17 protein-coding genes are annotated in these 17,470 nt (G+C 36.1%); 15 read left to right on the top strand and 2 right to left on the bottom strand.

Features of this window, described 5'->3' with window-relative positions; genetic code table 11:
• The first annotated feature begins 12 nt into the window (after window positions 1–12).
• The 4 genes from NSQ89_RS01300 to NSQ89_RS01315 all read left to right on the top strand — a co-directional run bounded on the left by NSQ89_RS01300 (window position 13) and on the right by NSQ89_RS01315 (window position 4,499).
• Window positions 13–1,023 (top strand): SPFH domain-containing protein, encoded by a 1,011-nt coding sequence (locus NSQ89_RS01300; protein ID WP_341132121.1) that lies wholly within the window; start codon window positions 13–15, stop codon window positions 1,021–1,023.
• A 150-nt stretch (window positions 1,024–1,173) separates the two neighbouring features.
• On the top strand, window positions 1,174–1,617 hold the full coding sequence (locus NSQ89_RS01305) for a MarR family transcriptional regulator (protein WP_186440670.1): 444 nt from the start codon (window positions 1,174–1,176) through the stop codon (window positions 1,615–1,617).
• Window positions 1,618–1,811: 194 nt separating this feature from the next.
• Window positions 1,812–3,173, top strand: coding sequence for an MATE family efflux transporter (locus NSQ89_RS01310; protein ID WP_341132122.1), 1,362 nt, complete (start codon window positions 1,812–1,814; stop codon window positions 3,171–3,173).
• A gap of 387 nt (window positions 3,174–3,560) precedes the next feature.
• On the top strand, window positions 3,561–4,499 hold the full coding sequence (locus tag NSQ89_RS01315) for a magnesium transporter CorA family protein (protein ID WP_095259202.1): 939 nt from the start codon (window positions 3,561–3,563) through the stop codon (window positions 4,497–4,499).
• 38 nt (window positions 4,500–4,537) lie between these two features.
• Here NSQ89_RS01315 and NSQ89_RS01320 read toward each other — a convergent pair whose 3' ends face one another.
• The gene (locus tag NSQ89_RS01320) at window positions 4,538–5,353 is read right to left on the bottom strand and encodes an AraC family transcriptional regulator (RefSeq protein WP_095259203.1); all 816 of its coding nucleotides are present in this window, start codon (window positions 5,351–5,353) and stop codon (window positions 4,538–4,540) included.
• A gap of 115 nt (window positions 5,354–5,468) precedes the next feature.
• On the opposite strand from NSQ89_RS01320, the gene NSQ89_RS01325 reads away from it, so the two are divergent.
• The 3 genes from NSQ89_RS01325 (at window position 5,469) to NSQ89_RS01335 (ending at window position 8,290) form a co-directional block, all read left to right on the top strand.
• The gene (locus NSQ89_RS01325) at window positions 5,469–7,475 is read left to right on the top strand and encodes a beta-galactosidase (RefSeq protein ID WP_341132123.1); all 2,007 of its coding nucleotides are present in this window, start codon (window positions 5,469–5,471) and stop codon (window positions 7,473–7,475) included.
• 379 nt (window positions 7,476–7,854) lie between these two features.
• The gene (locus NSQ89_RS01330; RefSeq protein WP_161798424.1) at window positions 7,855–8,013 is read left to right on the top strand and encodes a hypothetical protein; all 159 of its coding nucleotides are present in this window, start codon (window positions 7,855–7,857) and stop codon (window positions 8,011–8,013) included.
• A gap of 100 nt (window positions 8,014–8,113) precedes the next feature.
• Window positions 8,114–8,290, top strand: a complete 177-nt coding sequence (locus NSQ89_RS01335; RefSeq protein ID WP_161798425.1) for a hypothetical protein — start codon at window positions 8,114–8,116, stop codon at window positions 8,288–8,290.
• Between the two features lie 24 nt (window positions 8,291–8,314).
• On the opposite strand, the gene NSQ89_RS01340 is transcribed toward NSQ89_RS01335, so the two are convergent.
• Window positions 8,315–9,229: an ArsR/SmtB family transcription factor gene (locus NSQ89_RS01340; protein WP_047945017.1), complete on the bottom strand. Its 915-nt coding sequence runs from the start codon at window positions 9,227–9,229 to the stop codon at window positions 8,315–8,317.
• Window positions 9,230–9,515: 286 nt separating this feature from the next.
• Between NSQ89_RS01340 and NSQ89_RS01345 the strand changes: the two genes are divergently transcribed.
• From NSQ89_RS01345 to NSQ89_RS01380, 8 genes are all read left to right on the top strand, one after another.
• On the top strand, window positions 9,516–10,967 hold the full coding sequence (locus tag NSQ89_RS01345) for an alpha-N-arabinofuranosidase (protein WP_095320577.1): 1,452 nt from the start codon (window positions 9,516–9,518) through the stop codon (window positions 10,965–10,967).
• 1 nt (window position 10,968) lies between these two features.
• Window positions 10,969–11,205: a DUF6171 family protein gene (locus NSQ89_RS01350; RefSeq protein WP_047945019.1), complete on the top strand. Its 237-nt coding sequence runs from the start codon at window positions 10,969–10,971 to the stop codon at window positions 11,203–11,205.
• A 611-nt stretch (window positions 11,206–11,816) separates the two neighbouring features.
• Window positions 11,817–12,218: a class Ib ribonucleoside-diphosphate reductase assembly flavoprotein NrdI gene (gene nrdI, locus NSQ89_RS01355; RefSeq protein WP_047945020.1), complete on the top strand. Its 402-nt coding sequence runs from the start codon at window positions 11,817–11,819 to the stop codon at window positions 12,216–12,218.
• Window positions 12,178–14,271, top strand: a complete 2,094-nt coding sequence (gene nrdE, locus NSQ89_RS01360) for a class 1b ribonucleoside-diphosphate reductase subunit alpha (RefSeq protein ID WP_047945021.1) — start codon at window positions 12,178–12,180, stop codon at window positions 14,269–14,271. Before nrdI ends, nrdE begins: the two co-directional genes overlap by 41 nt.
• Before the next feature lie 65 nt (window positions 14,272–14,336).
• The gene (nrdF, locus tag NSQ89_RS01365; protein ID WP_061800619.1) at window positions 14,337–15,314 is read left to right on the top strand and encodes a class 1b ribonucleoside-diphosphate reductase subunit beta; all 978 of its coding nucleotides are present in this window, start codon (window positions 14,337–14,339) and stop codon (window positions 15,312–15,314) included.
• A 220-nt stretch (window positions 15,315–15,534) separates the two neighbouring features.
• A complete protein-coding gene (locus tag NSQ89_RS01370) occupies window positions 15,535–16,041 on the top strand; it encodes a sigma-70 family RNA polymerase sigma factor (protein WP_047945023.1) in 507 nt (168 codons plus the stop codon).
• A 3-nt stretch (window positions 16,042–16,044) separates the two neighbouring features.
• Window positions 16,045–17,067: an anti-sigma factor gene (locus NSQ89_RS01375; RefSeq protein WP_341132124.1), complete on the top strand. Its 1,023-nt coding sequence runs from the start codon at window positions 16,045–16,047 to the stop codon at window positions 17,065–17,067.
• Entirely contained in the window at window positions 17,052–17,360 is a 309-nt protein-coding gene (locus tag NSQ89_RS01380) for a hypothetical protein (RefSeq protein ID WP_341132125.1), read from the top strand. The genes NSQ89_RS01375 and NSQ89_RS01380 overlap by 16 nt, the downstream gene beginning before the upstream one ends.
• The last annotated feature ends 110 nt before the right edge of the window (window positions 17,361–17,470 follow it).

The raw sequence follows: 17,470 nt of genomic DNA on the forward strand, positions 1-17,470 counted from the left end.
GGCTAAAAAAGGATGTCATTTTTTCGTAATCAATTTGCTAATGTAGTGGAATGGGAAGAATTTCGTGAAGATATGATTTTTTATAAATGGAAAAATCGTGAAATTAAAAAGGGAAGTAAATTAATTATTCGCCCAGGCCAGGATGCTATCTTTTTAAACAATGGCAATATAGAAGGAGCTTTTCAAGAGGAGGGCGAGTATGACATTGAGTCGCAAATTGTCCCATTTCTATCCACTTTAAAAGGCTTTAAATTCGGATTCAATAGTGGAATGCGAGTAGAAGTGCTATTCGTCAATACAAAGGAATTTACAGTTAAATGGGGCACGAAAAACGCAATAAATATACCAGCAGCTGGACTTCCTGGTGGAATGCCAATAAGAGCAAACGGAACCTTTCAGTTTAAAGTAAAGGATTATATATCGCTGATCGATAAAATTGCTGGGATTAAAAATCAATATTTAGTAGAAGATGTAAAAATTCGCATTATCTCTGTACTGGATCAATTATTAATGAAGTGGATAGTCACAGCAGGTAAGGATATGTTCAATCTTCAAGCAAACTCCTTTGAAATTGCCAAAGGCATTCAAGAAGATTTAAATAGCCAGATGATGGAAAGCGGGCTTGCGATTACAGGCTTCCAGATCATGAGCTTCAGCTATCCAAAAGAAGTACAGGATATGATTAATAAAAATGCCTCACACGGAATGGTTGGCAATATAGATAAGTACCAGCAAATCTCGCTGATTGATGGCATGGCTAATGGGAAAATGTCAGGCGGGGGTGCAGCGTCTGATATGGCTGGCATGATGATGGGAATGAATATGGCTAATCAAATGATGGATAAAATGAATAAGCAAAATCAAAGCCAGGGGCAAAATCAGCAGCAAACGCCGGCTCCACAACCAACACCAGAAGCAGCATCCCAGAATCAAGAGAAAAAACGGCCCAATTTTTGTCCGAATTGTGGAACGAAAACAGGGGAAGGCAATTTCTGCTCCAATTGTGGCCATAAGTTAGTATAAAAGCGACGCCAAAACGGTTTTCCATAGAGGGAAACCGTTTTGGGTTTATCGGTTGCTATTTTACAAACACAAAAAGCATTTTATTGACATTATATAGAAGGTGAGGTAAATTAGTTAGTATTCTAAGTAATTAAAAAGGAAGGAATGAAAATGAAGGAGAGGGAGTTTGAAGTAAATTTTCAATATCTTATTCGCACCATTAATCATAAAATTAAGCTAAGTGGTGATAAAAGGTTGGAAGCGCATGGGATTACATTAGAACAGGCCCGTACTATGGGTTTCATTGATGCTCATGAGGAGCAGGGGATTACGCATAAGGATTTAGAAACAAGGTTTAATCGAAAAGGTTCCTCCATCAGTAGTATCATTCATAATTTGGAAAAAAAAGATTTTATAAAACGTACAATTGATCCAAAGGATGAGCGTAGAAAGTTATTGTCTCTTTCAGAGAAAGGGAAAAAAATCGTAGGTGATTTTGAAGTTTTTTTTGCTAATGCTGAGAATATGCTGGTTGAGGGTTTTAGTGATGAAGAGAAAAAGCAGCTATTTCATTTTTTAGAACGAATGAATGTAAATGTAGACAAACAGCTTTAGCAAAGTGATATCTTACAGGGGATATCACCGTATATAGTTAGAGTTCTAAGTATATGAACTGAATTGTTTTTCGTTTTCAATACATTTAGATTAAGTACGGTTCAATGAATGAAGTCTGTTTATTACAACTAAATAGTTAGAAGTCTAATTATTTAGTTAGATTTCTAACTAAATAAAAAGAAAGTAGTGATAATATGGAAAAAGAAAATCTTTATTATTTTGAAAAAGCACCAATTACTAAAGCAGTTGCCCATTTTGCTATTCCGATGATGCTTGGTATGTCAATGACAGTAGTTTATTCGATTTTAAATGCTTATTTTATTGGCTTTTTACAGGACACTGCGATGCTTACAGCTATTACACTAGCACTTCCAGTCTTTGCTTTAATCATGGCTTTTGGAAATTTAATAGGAATGGGAGGAGGTACCTATATATCAAGGCTTCTTGGTGAAAAAAATTATTATAGAGTAAAACAAGTATCTTCGTTTTCTATTTACAGTTCTATTTTATTAGGTTTATTAATCATTATAGCTACACTTCCATTTATAGATTCGATTGTTTCATTATTGGGTAGTAGCCTCCATTCCTTTGAGTATACAAAACAATACGTAATGATGTTAATTATTGGTTCACCGTTTATTATTTTATTTTTTACTATGGAACAATTAGTTCGATCAGAAGGTGCGGCAAATGTTTCCATGATTGGAATGATACTTAGTGTAGCCATAAATATTGTACTTGATTTATTGTTTATTTTTGTTTTAAAGCTAGGAATTATGGGGGTCGCAGCAGCAACCATTCTCTCAAATATTATGGCTTGTATTTATTTTAGTTATTATATGGGAAAAAAGAGCAAATTCCTTACCTTATCTTTTCGGGATTTTTCATTCGAAAAAACTATCCTTAAGCATATTTTAACGATTGGGGTTCCGGTATTTTTGATGAATGTTTTTATGGGAGTTACAGCCCTCTTCTTTAATCACTTTATGATGATATATGGAGATAAAGCTGTTGCTGCTTATGGAATTTCCTCAAGATTACAACAGTTTCCAGAGTTTTTCATCATGGGAGTTTGTGAGGGTGTAGTGCCGTTAATAGCTTATTCCTTTACAGCAGATAGAAAGCGGATGAAAAAAGTTGTGTCGTTTACGAGTAAGCTTATACTAGGAATGGCCGTTCTTTTTGGATTAATCATCTTTTTTGCATCCAGCAACCTTATCGGTTTATTTACTAATGATATCGCATTAATTACTGTAGGAAGCTATATCTTAAAAGTAACGTTCTTATCTATGTTTTTATCTGGATTTACGTTTTTAATTATTGGGATGTTTCAGGCGACTGGTCAGGGAACTGCTGCCTTTGTTATGGCCTTTGTGCAAGGATTGGTGTTAATTCCTATTTTGTTTTTTGCTAATTTCACTTTTGGTTTTCATGGTGTCGTTTGGTCCCTGTTTTTAGCAGATAGTATTACATTCATAGTAGGCGCAGCAATACTATATGTATTAAGAAATAAATTAAATAGTCCTTCTGTGGAAGAGTTGCTGCAGGGAGAATAATACGCCAAAATAATGGATTCTTGCTTTGATAAACAAAAATGCAATATTGCTGTAATAGGGGAAGGGGAAGAAATACTACCTGTATTCTCAGCAATATTGCAGAGATAGTGTCTATTTATGTAAGGTATAAGGAGAACGAGAGAAATTTAATCTTTATCGGTTTACAATCAATAAATTATAAAGTAGTATGTAAGAGGTTTAAAGATTACAAGCAAGGAGTTGAATTTTTATGAGTACTCGAAAGTGTATGGAACCTGAACCAGAACCCACGGCCATGAAAGAGGAAGTCATATATAGCCCTTCCTTTAGAAGTTTGAATACTGATAAAGATTCAACTTTATTTGGCAGAGAATGTTGACTTCCTCTACAACAAGAGGAGGTAAAAGCATGAGAAAAATTTATATTTCAAATGAAGATGGAATGTTGCAGGAAACAGATAAAATAGTCAATGGCTGCTGGATCAATTTAATAGCACCAACAGAGCATGAGATAACAGAAATTGCAACAGGTTTAGATATTCCATTAGCGTTTATGAAAGATCCATTGGATGAAGAAGAGCGTTCAAGAATTGAAAAAGATGGGGAGAATATATTGATCATTGTCAATCTTCCGCTCGTTTCGTTTGATGAAAAAAAGACACAAATTTATGACACCATTCCATTAGGAATGATTATTTCCAAGAATTGCTTTATTACTGTCTGCTTAAAGGATAATCCTATTTTTCAACAATTTTCTGAAGGGAGAATGAAGAGCTTTTTTACGTACAAAAAAACTCGTTTTTCCTTGCAAATACTGTATAGTATGGCGACAGCTTATTTAAAATATTTAAAGCAAATCAGCAAGAAGACAGATAGCATTGAAAAAGAACTACAGCAGTCCATGAAAAATAAAGAGCTTTTCTCTTTGCTTAACATCGAAAAAAGTTTAGTGTACTTTACGACTTCTTTAAAATCGAATAATATTGTTATGCAAAAAATGCTCAAAAGTAATTATTTGAAAATGTATGAAGATGATCAAGAATTGTTAGAGGATGTTATCATAGAGAATCAGCAAGCAATTGAGATGGCTGAAACCCATATGTCGATTTTAAGTGGGATGATGGATGCCTTTGCTTCGGTTATTTCCAATAATGTTAATATGGTCATGAAGTTTCTCACATCCTTCACGATTATTTTATCCTTACCAACAATGGTTGCGAGCTTTTACGGAATGAATGTGCATATTCCATTTCAGGATATGTCCTATTCTTTCACCATTGCAATTATGATTTCCTTCCTATTATCAGGAATAACCGCTCTAGTCTTTTGGAAAAAGAAGTTCTTTTGACAATGTACAGCTCCTCCCTATGATAGGGAGGAGCTTCTTTAATAAAACGAACGAAATTCTTTCGGTGTAAACCCCGTTTCCTTTTTAAAGGTGGCAACAAAATGACTGGTGTCATTGAAGCCAGTTAAGAACGTAATGTCCTTGATTTTTATATCTCTATTGGTAACTAAGATTTCTTTTGCCTTTTTTATTCTGTATGCAAGGACATATTGATAGACAGAAACACCGACAAAGCGTCGAAAAAGCTTATTCAAATATTGTGGGGAGATATAGAGTCTCTTTGCGATATCGGCAATATCACATTTCTCTACATAGTTTGTTTCAATCCATTGGATACTTGGCCAAATATATTGCTGATATAAATCATTGGTATGGACGGTTCTATGTAAGCCATGGTCTCGTATATTTAATAAGAAGGTATACACATCAATGGAAAGCTGCTGCTGCTGGCTATTTTGGTTTTCGTTTTTTATACGGGACAACATTCTTCTCGTCCAATCACTGTAAGAAAAATCTGGGCAATCGTTGGCAAGATAGTAGGGAGCAGCTCCAAGGATATCTGCTATATTTGGAGAAAAACTACCGTTAATCGTTAAAAAATTTGTTTGCCAGCCATTGGCGGAAATAGCCTCATAGTAATGTGAAACAAATGGTGCAATCAGAATTCCTTCTGAAGGTCTTAAGCGGATTTTTTCATTTTCAATAGTGACCTCCCCTAACCCCTTTTCCGTTTGTAACCAATGGTAATACGGATAGCCATCCGCTCGCATAATCATTTCTTGCTCCCACTGATAGCCGATGCTTTCGATGGAAAAGGGGTTAGAACCATCTAATAAATTAAAATGTACTTCCATTTATATATCCCCTTACATTAGGTTCATATTTTTATATAAACTAGTTACTCTTATTATACTTTTTCTTTATTTGCCTATCTATAATGAATGTATAAAAAAAGGTGGAGGGATGAAGATGGCGAAAAAAGTCTTTAACCGTATTTTATATGGAGGAGATTATAATCCGAATCAATGGCCAAAAGATATTTGGGAAGAGGATATGCGGATATTTAAAAAGGCGGGTATTAATTCAGCGACGATTAATGTTTTTTCATGGGCAAAAATTCAACCTTCTGAAGATGAATACTACTTTGAGGAGCTAGATGACATAGTTGAAATGCTGAGCAAGGATAAATATGACATCATCCTGGCTACGTCGACAGCTTCGTTACCAGCATGGATGGTAAAAAAATATCCTGAAGTAGCTCGAACAGATTATGAGGGCAGACACCATAAATTTGGACAGAGACATAATGCCTGCCCAAATAGTCTCGTTTACCAAAAGTATGCAAGTAAACTAGCGGGGAAATTAGCAGAAAGATACGGAGATAATCCATATGTTACTTGTTGGCATATTAACAATGAATATGGCGGCGAGTGTTACTGTGAAAACTGTGAAAAGGCATTTCGAGTGTGGCTGAAAAAACGATATCAAACGATTGAAGCATTGAACCAAGCATGGAATTTGGAATTTTGGGGTCATACCATCTATGCGTGGGATGAAATCGTTCTTCCGAATGCACTAAGTGAAGGAATTGGCAGTGATAAAACCGCATTTGCTGGAATATCTATCGATTACCGCCGCTTTAATTCCGATAGTATGCTGGAAAATTACAAGATGGAACGGGATGCTATACGAAAATATGATGCCGATACGCCCATCACCACAAATTTAATGGGCACTTATAAAAATTTAGATTACTTTAAATGGGCAAAAGAAATGGATCTCGTTTCATGGGATAATTATCCAAGCTATAATACACCATTGAGCTACACAGCGATGTGTCATGATTTAATGCGCGGGCTTAAAGATGGGCAGCCGTTCATGTTAATGGAACAAACCCCTAGCCAGCAAAACTGGCAGCCTTATAATTCCTTAAAGCGACCTGGAATAATGCGGGCACAAAGTTACCAGACGTTAGCACATGGAGCAGATACGATTCAATTTTTCCAGCTGCGTCGTTCCGTCGGAGCATGCGAGAAATTTCATGGTGCTGTTATTGAGCATGTCGGCCATGAAAATACAAGAGTGTTTCGCGAGGTAAGGGAACTTGGGAATGAATTACAGAAATTAGGGGATGAATTTTTAGGCTCTACCATTCATAGTAAGGTTGGTATCATTTTTGACTGGGAAAACTATTGGGCACTTGAGTATACGAGTGGACCAAATAAAGATTTAAAATATGTTGATCAAATTCATCAATACTATCAATACTTTTATACAAAGAATATTTCAGTTGATATGATATCGGTTGATAGTGACCTTTCTAAGTATGACGTGGTCGTTACCCCAGTTCTTTATATGATGAAAGCTGGGCTGGCAGAGCGAATCACCGCATTTGTGGAAAATGGCGGACATTTGGTTACTACTTTTATGAGTGGAATAGTTAACGAATCAGATAATGTCTATCTTGGCGGTTACCCAGGGCCATTAAGAGAAATAGCAGGAATCTGGGTCGAGGAAATTGACGCATTAGCCCCAGAACAAAAGAACGGGGTTGAATTTGTGGATGGTAATGTCTATGTCTGTCAGCTGCTATGTGACATTATTCATCTAGAAGGAGCAGAGACCGTTGCTTTTTATAAAGAAGATTTTTACGGAAATACACCAGCTATTACAAAAAACACTTATGGAAAAGGGACTGTATGGTATGTTGGTACACAGGTAGAAGAGGACGGCCTTACTCATTTATTGAACCAAGTGATAGAAGGAACAGAGGCAAAGCCGATTTGTTCGCACGGAGAGGGCTTGGAAATTACCAAAAGAGATACAGACGAAGCTTCGTTTTATTTTGTCATTAACCAACAGGTAAACAAGCAGCTATTACCGAAAGATCTGGTTGGCAAAGTTAATCTACTAACTGGAGAAGTGGTGAAGGAAGCTGTGGAATTAAAGCAATTTGATGTACTTATATTGAAATAAAAATTACGTGGAGTTTGGCTACATCGAATAAGTCGATGTAGCTTTTTTATTTGGGAGGAAGGTGGATGGTATTTTACCTGATAGATGAAGGGGCGGGCGAGATGACGCTGCTGGAGGGGGGGGGAAGTCACAATTTGTGAGAGAGAAGGGAAAAGTGGTGTTCATGGAGGGGATGAAAACCACAATCCGGGGAGGCTGAGGGGAAAGTGGCGTTCATGGAGAGGATGAAAACCGAATACTGGGAGACCGAGGAAAAAATGGTGTTCATCAAGCGGATGAAAACCACAATCCAGGAAGGAAGAGGAAAAAGTGGTGTTCATCAAGCAAATGAACACCACAATGCAGGAAGACCGAGGAAAAAATGGTGTTCATCAAGGGGATGAAAGCCACAATTCAGGAAGACCGAGAAAAAAATGGTGTTCACCAGCAAATGAACACCACAATCCAAGAAGGCCGAGGAAAAAATGGTGTTCATCAAGCAGATGAAAGCCACAATCCAAGAAGACCGAGAAAAAAATGGTGTTCACCAAGCAAATGAACACCACAATCCAAGAAGGCCGAGGAAAAAATGGTGTTCATCAAGCGGATGAAAACCACAATCCAGGAAGGAAGAGGGAAAAGAGGTGTTCACCAAGCAAATGAACACCACAATCCAAGAAGGCCGAGGAAAAAATGGTGTTCATCAAGGGGATGAAAGCCACAATCCAGGAAGACCGAGGGAAAAGTGGTGTTCATTAAAAGAAGATTTAAAACAAAAAGAAAAGGTGCTTTTCTTCCAACACCTTTTCTTTAGACGTAAAGTTTTATTCTATTAATTTGTACGACTTTTATCAGATTGACTACACGGGATTACTATAATAAGTAATGAAATTTATATCTTGATCGTAATTTCCAAACCCTTTTCCAAATAAAGTAACGCCGCCAAGATTTTCTGCATCTTCTTTTACTTCTACTTTTAAATCCCACATCCCACTTTGTTCTTCGCGAAACTGATCAATGGTAGTATCGGATAATTTTTTGCCATCAGCATAAACGCCATGCTTAGTGATGCGGATAGTAAGTAAGATACCGTATTGGTTGGTATCATTTGGCCACCAGCCGGGGGTAAAACGGCCTCTTGTATCAGAGAAGTCTCCTGGACTGGTCCATGTACACAGTTCTTTACCGTTTAAAGAAAACGTAATATCAGAAGGCCAGACATTATTCGAATAAGGAAATTCAGAAGAAGCTTCCAAGACAATATCAATCATCTCTAGTTTATCTTTTTCTTTCAGAATGGAAGGAATACGATATTCAATAAATCCTTTTGTGAACCACAGGATAGCTGCTTGGTTTTTTTCTGGATCCATAAAGTATTTAGGATCATCGTATTCGCCGATAGCTTTAGCGATAGTCGCCAGGCCGCAGGTAGGGTAAACTTTAAAATTAAAATAGTGACCTACAGGAATTTCTTGTTTATAGGTTTCAAAAGCAGAGTAAATCTTTTGAGGAAATTGTATTTCGATTCGATCTACTTTTAGGATAGCAATTTTTTGCAGACCAGATTTGCCAGGGATCGTTTCAGTTTTTACTAAACCTGCATCACTCATTTTTGTAATATGTCTACTGACTATTGCACTGCTTATATTCAATTCCTTTGCGAGTTCGCCAATATTCATTTTTTTCTTGGATAATAATTTAATAATGTTTATTCGTGTAGGGCTGGATAGAACCTCGTACACAGGGATAGAATTTTCCGATATATCTAATTGCATCTTTGGTACCCCCTTTATTACTATTATATTACTACAAGAATAAATGAATAGCAAAATCAAATATTTTATATAACCAACAGGTTAATCAATATTAATATTTTTATCATAATAGTATACTAACTAGTTATTGACAACGCTTTCTTATTGTATTATATTTTAGTCATGAGTTTATCTTTTTAACTATGTAACTAGCAATAGTAGAAAGGAGGATATCGTACATAGTATTGTGAACAACTTAGTATCCTGTTATTGTTTTTCCAAAAATTGAAAATGGAGGAATCACAACATGCAAGTGAATTTATTAGTTGATAAGCAAGGACCAACAATAAGTAAATATATTTATGGACAATTTGCAGAACATCTAGGACGGTGCATTTATGAAGGTGTTTGGGTTGGTACCGACTCTGATATTCCAAATGAAAATGGAATTCGTAAAGATGTGGTAAATGCATTAAAAGAGATTCAAATTCCTGTAGTTCGTTGGCCAGGTGGTTGTTTTGCTGATGAATATCATTGGAAAGACGGGATTGGACCAATAGAGAATAGAAGTACAATAGTGAATACACATTGGGGCGGAGTAACCGAAAATAATCACTTTGGTACACATGAATTTTTTGAATTGATCCGCCAATTAGATTGTGAAGCGTATATTAATGGGAATGTAGGAAGCGGTACAGTCCAAGAAATGCAAGAATGGGTGGAGTATATGACCATGAATGGCGAATCTCCAATGGCAAACCTCCGCCGGCAAAATGGCCAGGAGGAAGCTTGGAAAGTAGCATTTTTTGGTGTAGGTAATGAATCTTGGGGCTGTGGCGGAAATATGCGTCCAGAATATTATGCGGACCTTTACCGGAGATATCAGACCTATGTTCGGAAATATGGAGAGCATAATATCTACAAAATTGCCTGTGGGGCAAATGTAGATGACTATAATTGGACAGAAGTATTAATGAAAAATGCAGCAAGATTTATGGATGGAATCAGCCTGCACCATTACTCCATTCCAACCAGAGTATGGCAGGATAAAGGCGATGCTGTAAATTTTCCAGAAGAACAGTGGTATTCTGTATTAGAGCATGCTCAGTACATGGACGAATTGATTACAAAACACAGTACAATAATGGATAAATATGATCCCGAAAAACGTGTTGGTTTAATTGTAGACGAGTGGGGAGCTTGGTATAACGTAGAACCTGGAACAAACCCTGGCTTCTTATATCAGCAAAATACTATTCGTGATGCTATGCTTGCTGCAATTACATTAAATATTTTCCATAAGCATGCAGACCGAGTTCATATGGCAAATATTGCGCAGATGGTGAACGTTTTGCAGGCAATGCTATTAACAGAAGGGGAGAAAATGATCAAAACCCCTACTTATCATGTTTTTGATTTGTATAAACATCATCAGGATGCAGAGTTAGTTGATTCTTATGGGGATGAAAGTAATCATGTAACATATACAGTTTCTAAGAAGGATGGAAAATTAACCGTTTCTCTATGTAACTATGATTTAACGGAAACGAGAGAAATTACCCTTTCCAGAGAAAAAGGGGAGTTTGAAATAGTGGAAGCAGAATATATTACGGCAGATACAATGAATGCCCATAATACATTTGAAGAACCAGAGGCTGTAGCAAAAAAAGAGTTTACTAGCTATATAGTAGAGAAAGGAACATTAAAGGTTACTTTACCGCCTATGAGTGTTGCAAGCATCATAACAAAGGAAAACTAAGATGGCTTGTGTAGGCTGCGAGCTAAAGGAACAAGTTAGTCAATTAGATGTTGATACACTTGTTCAAGAACAGCTTTCTTTCGAAGTAGATTTAGCGCGAGAGGAAATAAGAGAGCTGCGATTGAGCATATGTGCCAAATGCGAACACCTAAATCAGCATACATGTGGAAAATGCGGATGTTTTGTTCGCTTCCGTGCTAGCTTAGACAAAAAAAGCTGTCCTGATAAAAAGTGGTAGGACTAATAAGAATGAAATATCGAGTGAGATAAAGGGAGGCAGCACATTGCTGCCTTCTTTCTTTATGAATAAAAGTACAAACAAATATTTTTTAGAGAAAAAGGTGTAATCTTTTTAAGAGAAGGGAAAGAAAAAAGCAAAAAATGTATGGAAAAAAATTGGCTGCAACCTTATAATAAACTTTTGAATTTAAATGGAAAAATAAAATTTTTTTATAAGATGAACTTATGCAAAAGAGTAATAAAAATTTTTTAGCGTTTATCTAAAGACAAATATTTTTTAGGGTGATAAAAAAGTAAGAGCCTTCTTTTTAAATGAAAAGTCGAATGAAAACAGTCTGTATCAAATGTTAGTTAAATTCATTCAAAATTATTCGACAAGGAAATATAAAAATCTATCAAATTTAAGCGATAATTGTTGACAAAAAAATATAAAAGTACGTTATTGACTCTTACCTCAAAAAAGGATTATATAGTCTTAGACACAATATATTGAAACGGAATATCGACATCTATCTATATTTAGTAGACTTTGTAAGAAATGGAGCGTATTGCTTAAAATATAGCTTTTTTTCTTTTTTTTATTCAAGTCTTTGCAAGGAGGGAGAATTAGTGCTTATTGTTTATGACAGTAAGACGGGAAATGTACGAAGATTTTTTAATAAATTAGGACTTCCAGCAAATAAAGGAATCGAGATAAGCGCTGGGTTAAAAGTTCATGAACCATATATACTATTAACTTACACAACCGGGATGGGACAAGTTCCTCAAACAACTTTAGACTTCCTTAAAATAAATCATCCAAACCTTCATGCTGTAGTTGCCAGTGGAAATAAAAACTGGGGCCAGAATTTTGCTTTAAGTGCTAATAAAATATCAACCATGTACGGAGTACCAATCTTACATAAATTTGAAATGAGTGGTATGCCTGAAGATGTAGAGATAGTTAGAGAAAGGGTGCAAAGTATTAGCTATGAGACATATAGAACTAAACAACGAAGTGACACAGCTTAATGAAAAGGGGTTTTTCCGCCTCGAAAAAGATAAAGAAGCTGTTGCTGAATTTCTAGAATCTGAAATCAATCCAAAATTGATTCGTTTTGACTCTATTGAACAAAGATTTAAATATATGGTGGAAGAGGACTTCTATTATCCACAGGTTTTAGAACAATACAAGATTTCGGAAATTGAGGAAATTACAAAGCTTGTATATGCATATGAATTTGAGTTTCAATCCTATATGGCCATATCCAAATTTTATAAAGATTATGCCTTAAAAACAAATGACAAGAAGCAATACCTTGAAACATATGAGGACCGAATTATTATTGTTGCTTTATTCTTGGGACAAGGTGATTTCGAAAAAGCAAAGAAAAATGCAATCGCAATGATTGAACAGCGTTACCAGCCTGCTACACCTACTTTCTTGAATGCAGGTAGAAGTCGCCGTGGTGAGATGGTTTCTTGCTTCTTATTAGAAATGGACGACTCTTTAAATTCGATTTTCCATAATATTAATACATCTGGACAGCTATCGAAAATAGGAGGAGGCGTAGCCCTTAACCTTTCGAAGCTTCGTGCCCGCAATGAGCAAATAAAAGGAATTGATAATGCTGCATCAGGTGTAGTGCCTGTCATGAAGCTTCTAGAAGATACTTTTTCTTATGCAAACCAATTGGGGCAGCGAAAAGGCGCAGGTGCTGTCTACTTAAATATTTTCCATTGGGACATTGTGGAATACTTAGATACAAAGAAAATCAATGCCGACGAGAAGTCGCGGATCCAAACACTTTCAATCGGCTTAATTGTGGAAAATAAATTCTTCCAATTAGCGAAAGAAAACAAAGACCTATACGTATTCGCACCATTCAGTGTGTACAAGGAATATGGCATTCATATGGATGACATGAGAATGGATGAAATGTATGAGGAGCTTGTAGCTAATCCGAACGTGAAAAAACGTGTCATTATGTCTGCACGTGAAATGCTGACAAAAATCGCACAAATCCAATTGGAGTCTGGTTATCCATATTTTATGAATAAATCAAATGCCAATAAAGGACATGCTCTTAAAGATATTGGACAAATTAAAATGAGTAATTTATGTACAGAGATTTTCCAGCTTCAAGAGACATCAGAAATTACGGATTATGGACAAGAAGATATTATTCGCCGTGATATTAACTGTAACTTAGGCTCTTTAAACATCCCAAATGTGATGAAGCCAGGCGAAGTATTCAGAGATTCTGTTCATGTTGGTATTGAAGCATTAACTACTGTATCAAATATTTCAGACATTCAAAATGCTCCATCTGTTAAAAAAGCTAATGAAGAACTTCATGCAGTCGGTTTAGGGGCGATGAACCTTCATGGCTATTTAGCGAAAAACAAGATTAGCTATGAGTCAGAAGAAGCAAAAGATTTTACTGCTACTTTCTTTATGATGATGAACTTCTATTCTATTGAGAAGAGCATGTTAATAGCTAAAGAAAGAGAAGAAACATTTAAAGAGTTCGAAAAATCGGAGTATGCTAAAGGAACTTATTTTGAAAAATATAAACAAGTAAGCTTTGCTCCGAAAACAGACAAAGTAAAAGAACTATTTGCAGGTATTTATATTCCAACTTGTGAAGACTGGGCAGAATTAGCTGCACAAGTGCAAAAACATGGGATGTATAATGCGTATCGCTTGGCTGTTGCACCAACCCAGTCAATAGGGTATATCCAAAATGCGACAGCATCGGTAATGCCGGTTGTTAACCAAATTGAGTCTCGCACTTATGCTAACTCTACGACTTATTATCCGATGCCATATATGGATGAAACGAACTTCTGGTATTATAAATCAGCGTTTGATATGAACCAATTCAAGGTAATGGACTTAATCGCTGCAGCTCAAGAGCATGTTGACCAAGGGATATCAACGATTCTTTACGTAAACTCAGATGTTTCTACGAAAGAATTAGCTCGTTATTATATTTATGCAAATGAAATTGGATTAAAATCACTTTACTATACAAGAACTCGCAATCTAGCTATTGATGAGTGCATTGCATGTGCCGTTTAAGAGAAGAATGAAGAAGTAGGAGGAGGAAACTCCTCCTGTTTTCTGGAATTACTGGGGGTAATAAAATGACAAAGTATGCTGTTAACTGGAATCAGCATGAAGATGATTTCACACAAATGTTCTATACACAGAATACTAGACAGTTTTGGCTGCCAGAAGAAATCAGCCTTTCTTCTGATAAAAATACTTGGGTGGAATTGTCGAAAGAGGAGCAAGATACTTACAAAAAAGTACTTGGTGGTCTTACGCTGCTGGATACAGAGCAAGGTGGCGAGGGAATGCCGCTAATTGGCATGCACATTGAAGGATTGCAGCGTAAGGGCGTTCTTTCTTTTATGGGGATGATGGAGCAAATCCATGCTAAATCGTATTCCACTATTTTTACTACATTAGCGTCTGAGGAAGAAATTGACGAAGTATTTAATTGGGTGCATAATCACCCACAGCTACAAGCAAAGGGAAAACGTATCTCTGAATATTACCAGAAGCTGTTTAGCCCGAAAATAAACAAATATGATCTATATATGGCAATGGTTGCTTCCGTTTATTTGGAATCATTCCTTTTCTATTCCGGTTTCTTTTATCCTCTATTTTTAGCTGGACAAGGAAAGCTAACTGCTTCAGGTGAGATCATTAACTTAATCATTCGGGATGAGAGCATTCATGGGGTCTATGTTGGGCTTCTCGCTCAAGAATTATATGCACAATTGACACCAGAGGAACAAGAACAAGCTACTCGCGAAAGATTAGCATTACTAGACTCTCTATATGAGAATGAATTGGAATATACACAGGATTTATATCAGCATATCGGATTAGTCGAGGAAGTAAATAAATTTATCCGTTACAATGCCAATAAAGCTTGTATGAATCTTGGCTATGAACCTGTCTATCCTTCCGAACCAATCAACCCGATTGTTGAAAATGGCATGAAGACAGATACAAAGAACCATGACTTCTTTTCTGTAAAAGGAAATGGTTATGTCAAAGCGACAAAAGTAGAACCTATATCAGATGATGATTTTGTTTTTGATTGGAAGTAAGGCAAGCTATTAAAAAGAATAGTTTAGGTGAGTGCTAGTGCTCGATAACTACCTCGAAATCCCCTCTGCTTGCGGAGGGGATTTTTTTGCCTTCTTCTCATAAGGTTGCGCCTATATTTGACGGTTCGGTACACTGGGATAAACGTAAAATGAATTTTTTTACAAAAAGTGCAACTTTATGTATGAATGAAACGTGGTCTAGGTGAAAGGGGGAAAAAGTTTGGAGCTAGATGATGCATATCGCATGTATGTAAATGAATTATATCGTTATCTATATTCCCTTTCAAAGGACCATCATACTGCAGAGGACTTGGTACAAGATGCCTTCTACCGAGCATATAAACAATTAGATACTTATGACATTCTGGAAATCAAGCCATGGTTATTCAAAGTAGCTTATCATGCATTTATCGATTACACCCGAAAAAGAAAACGAATTGTTCTAAAGGAATCCTTTCAGGAGGAAATAAACAATTCCACACCAGAAAGTAAAATCGTGCATAAAGAAAGCTTTAATCAGCTCTTATACTATATATCCCAGCTTTCAGAGAAAGAAGCAAATGCGATTATTTTGTGTGATTTCCATCAGTTTCCTTATAAAGAAGCAGCTGCAGTGCTAAATCTAAAAGAAAATACGGTGAAGAGCCATGTCTTCCGCGGAAGAAAAAAATTGAACAGGATGGTTCAAAAGGCAGAGGAAAATAGCATGGGAAAGAAAGGCAGGTAACTTATGAAAAAAGATGGATTTAAAGAAGAAGAAGAGAAAGATTATCTAAATAAAATCCAAGAGGCAATAGATGAATTTGAAGCAGAGATCCCATTTACAGATAAGGATCAGCAATTGATTGTAAGAAGAGGGAAAGTGGAGGCAAGACTTACCAACATTTTATATAGTCTTACCATTCTCCTCCTTATCATCCCGGCTGCAACGCTAGGGAGCTATCTTTACTACGGAATAGGAAATAAGGCGAATGATTTAATTGATATCATGGACAAAACGATTTATATTACCAAACCGAATGTAAGCTTAGAAGAAGTGGAGATTGACAGCAAGATAGGCTTCTTCAATATGGATTTATCCTATGATCTATATAAAAGGGTAGGAAAAAAGGATGTTCGAATTGGAGATTCAAAGGCTCACTTCACCTTTAGTACGCCTTCTTTTCCAGATACAAGTTTTATTACAGAAAAACCATTTACTGAATACCGCGATGAGGATAAGGAAGTATTATTTCACCCCCATAGAGCCATTCCTTATACAGTTAAACAAGACGAAACGGTATTAAAAGGATTGCCGGATGGAACTGTTGCAGAGGCTTTTGTTTCATTTGACCAATTATATACAGAAAAAGAGCTTTTTAGTGAATTTCCAAAGGATATAGATTTAATTTGGTTCGCAGTTGATACAGGTTTAGAAGAGAAAAATTTAAGTGCAGATGGCGATTATATTTCCCCTATTGGATATCCGGCACAAGAAGATCCTGATAATTGGTCTCCTTTTAATAGCGATGAAATAAACAGTAAGCAATTCATGGAAATACTTACGTTGCTAAGCAAAAATCAAGAAACGGCAGAAACGATTGCGGAAAGACCCCTGGCTTTGCCCGAGAGAATCGCCTATCTGCAGAAAAATGGTATTCACATTTATGGAGCTGTTGTAACAGGTCCAAAAGAATCGCTTGTTAAGCTGCAGGACAACGATATGGTTAAAGGAATGAAGCTAGGGGAAGTGAGGTTATGGAATTGGTATTGAAAAAACAAAGAATAAGATCAACAAAAAATACATGGACTGGACTTGTTTCCTTTTTATTAAGCTTAGTTGCATTAACAGGAATAAACTTAGGGCTTATTTTTGAGGTGGATATTTTTCCTGAATTAGTCTTTACAAAAATCCCATTCATTAGTTTGCTATTAGGGATAATTGGTTTATTTACAAGAAATAGGTCAAGGGCGTTTGCGATTATAGGTATTTCTCTTAGTATTTTTATTTTCGTTTTCTTCATTATGATGTTTGGCTTAGCCTGGACAATCAATCCAAAACCATAAGCTGAAAAAAGCTACTATTAAGGTAGCTTTTTTATTTTAAAAAGAAAGAAATTTCATAATCCGAAAAATTTTTAGAAATTATGGTGAATATTTTCATTATTTGTAATACA

It is taken from the genome of Niallia sp. FSL R7-0648 (genome assembly GCF_038007005.1).
Taxonomy (GTDB): domain Bacteria; phylum Bacillota; class Bacilli; order Bacillales; family Cytobacillaceae; genus Niallia; species Niallia circulans.

Excerpts from the sequence above, each read along its gene's own strand:
- NSQ89_RS01305 (WP_186440670.1), top strand. The coding sequence starts at position 1,174 with ATGAAGGAGAGGGAGTTTGAAGTAAATTTTCAATATCTTATTCGCACC.
- NSQ89_RS01315 (WP_095259202.1), top strand. The coding sequence starts at position 3,561 with ATGAGAAAAATTTATATTTCAAATGAAGATGGAATGTTGCAGGAAACA.
- NSQ89_RS01380 (WP_341132125.1), top strand. The coding sequence starts at position 17,052 with ATGGAATTGGTATTGAAAAAACAAAGAATAAGATCAACAAAAAATACA.
- nrdF (WP_061800619.1), top strand. The coding sequence starts at position 14,337 with ATGACAAAGTATGCTGTTAACTGGAATCAGCATGAAGATGATTTCACA.
- NSQ89_RS01330 (WP_161798424.1), top strand. The coding sequence starts at position 7,855 with ATGAAAGCCACAATTCAGGAAGACCGAGAAAAAAATGGTGTTCACCAG.
- NSQ89_RS01350 (WP_047945019.1), top strand. The coding sequence starts at position 10,969 with ATGGCTTGTGTAGGCTGCGAGCTAAAGGAACAAGTTAGTCAATTAGAT.
- nrdE (WP_047945021.1), top strand. The coding sequence starts at position 12,178 with ATGAGACATATAGAACTAAACAACGAAGTGACACAGCTTAATGAAAAG.
- NSQ89_RS01320 (WP_095259203.1), bottom strand. The coding sequence starts at position 5,353 with ATGGAAGTACATTTTAATTTATTAGATGGTTCTAACCCCTTTTCCATC.
- NSQ89_RS01325 (WP_341132123.1), top strand. The coding sequence starts at position 5,469 with ATGGCGAAAAAAGTCTTTAACCGTATTTTATATGGAGGAGATTATAAT.
- NSQ89_RS01335 (WP_161798425.1), top strand. The coding sequence starts at position 8,114 with ATGAACACCACAATCCAAGAAGGCCGAGGAAAAAATGGTGTTCATCAA.
- NSQ89_RS01340 (WP_047945017.1), bottom strand. The coding sequence starts at position 9,229 with ATGCAATTAGATATATCGGAAAATTCTATCCCTGTGTACGAGGTTCTA.
- NSQ89_RS01345 (WP_095320577.1), top strand. The coding sequence starts at position 9,516 with ATGCAAGTGAATTTATTAGTTGATAAGCAAGGACCAACAATAAGTAAA.
- NSQ89_RS01300 (WP_341132121.1), top strand. The coding sequence starts at position 13 with ATGTCATTTTTTCGTAATCAATTTGCTAATGTAGTGGAATGGGAAGAA.
- NSQ89_RS01375 (WP_341132124.1), top strand. The coding sequence starts at position 16,045 with ATGAAAAAAGATGGATTTAAAGAAGAAGAAGAGAAAGATTATCTAAAT.
- NSQ89_RS01310 (WP_341132122.1), top strand. The coding sequence starts at position 1,812 with ATGGAAAAAGAAAATCTTTATTATTTTGAAAAAGCACCAATTACTAAA.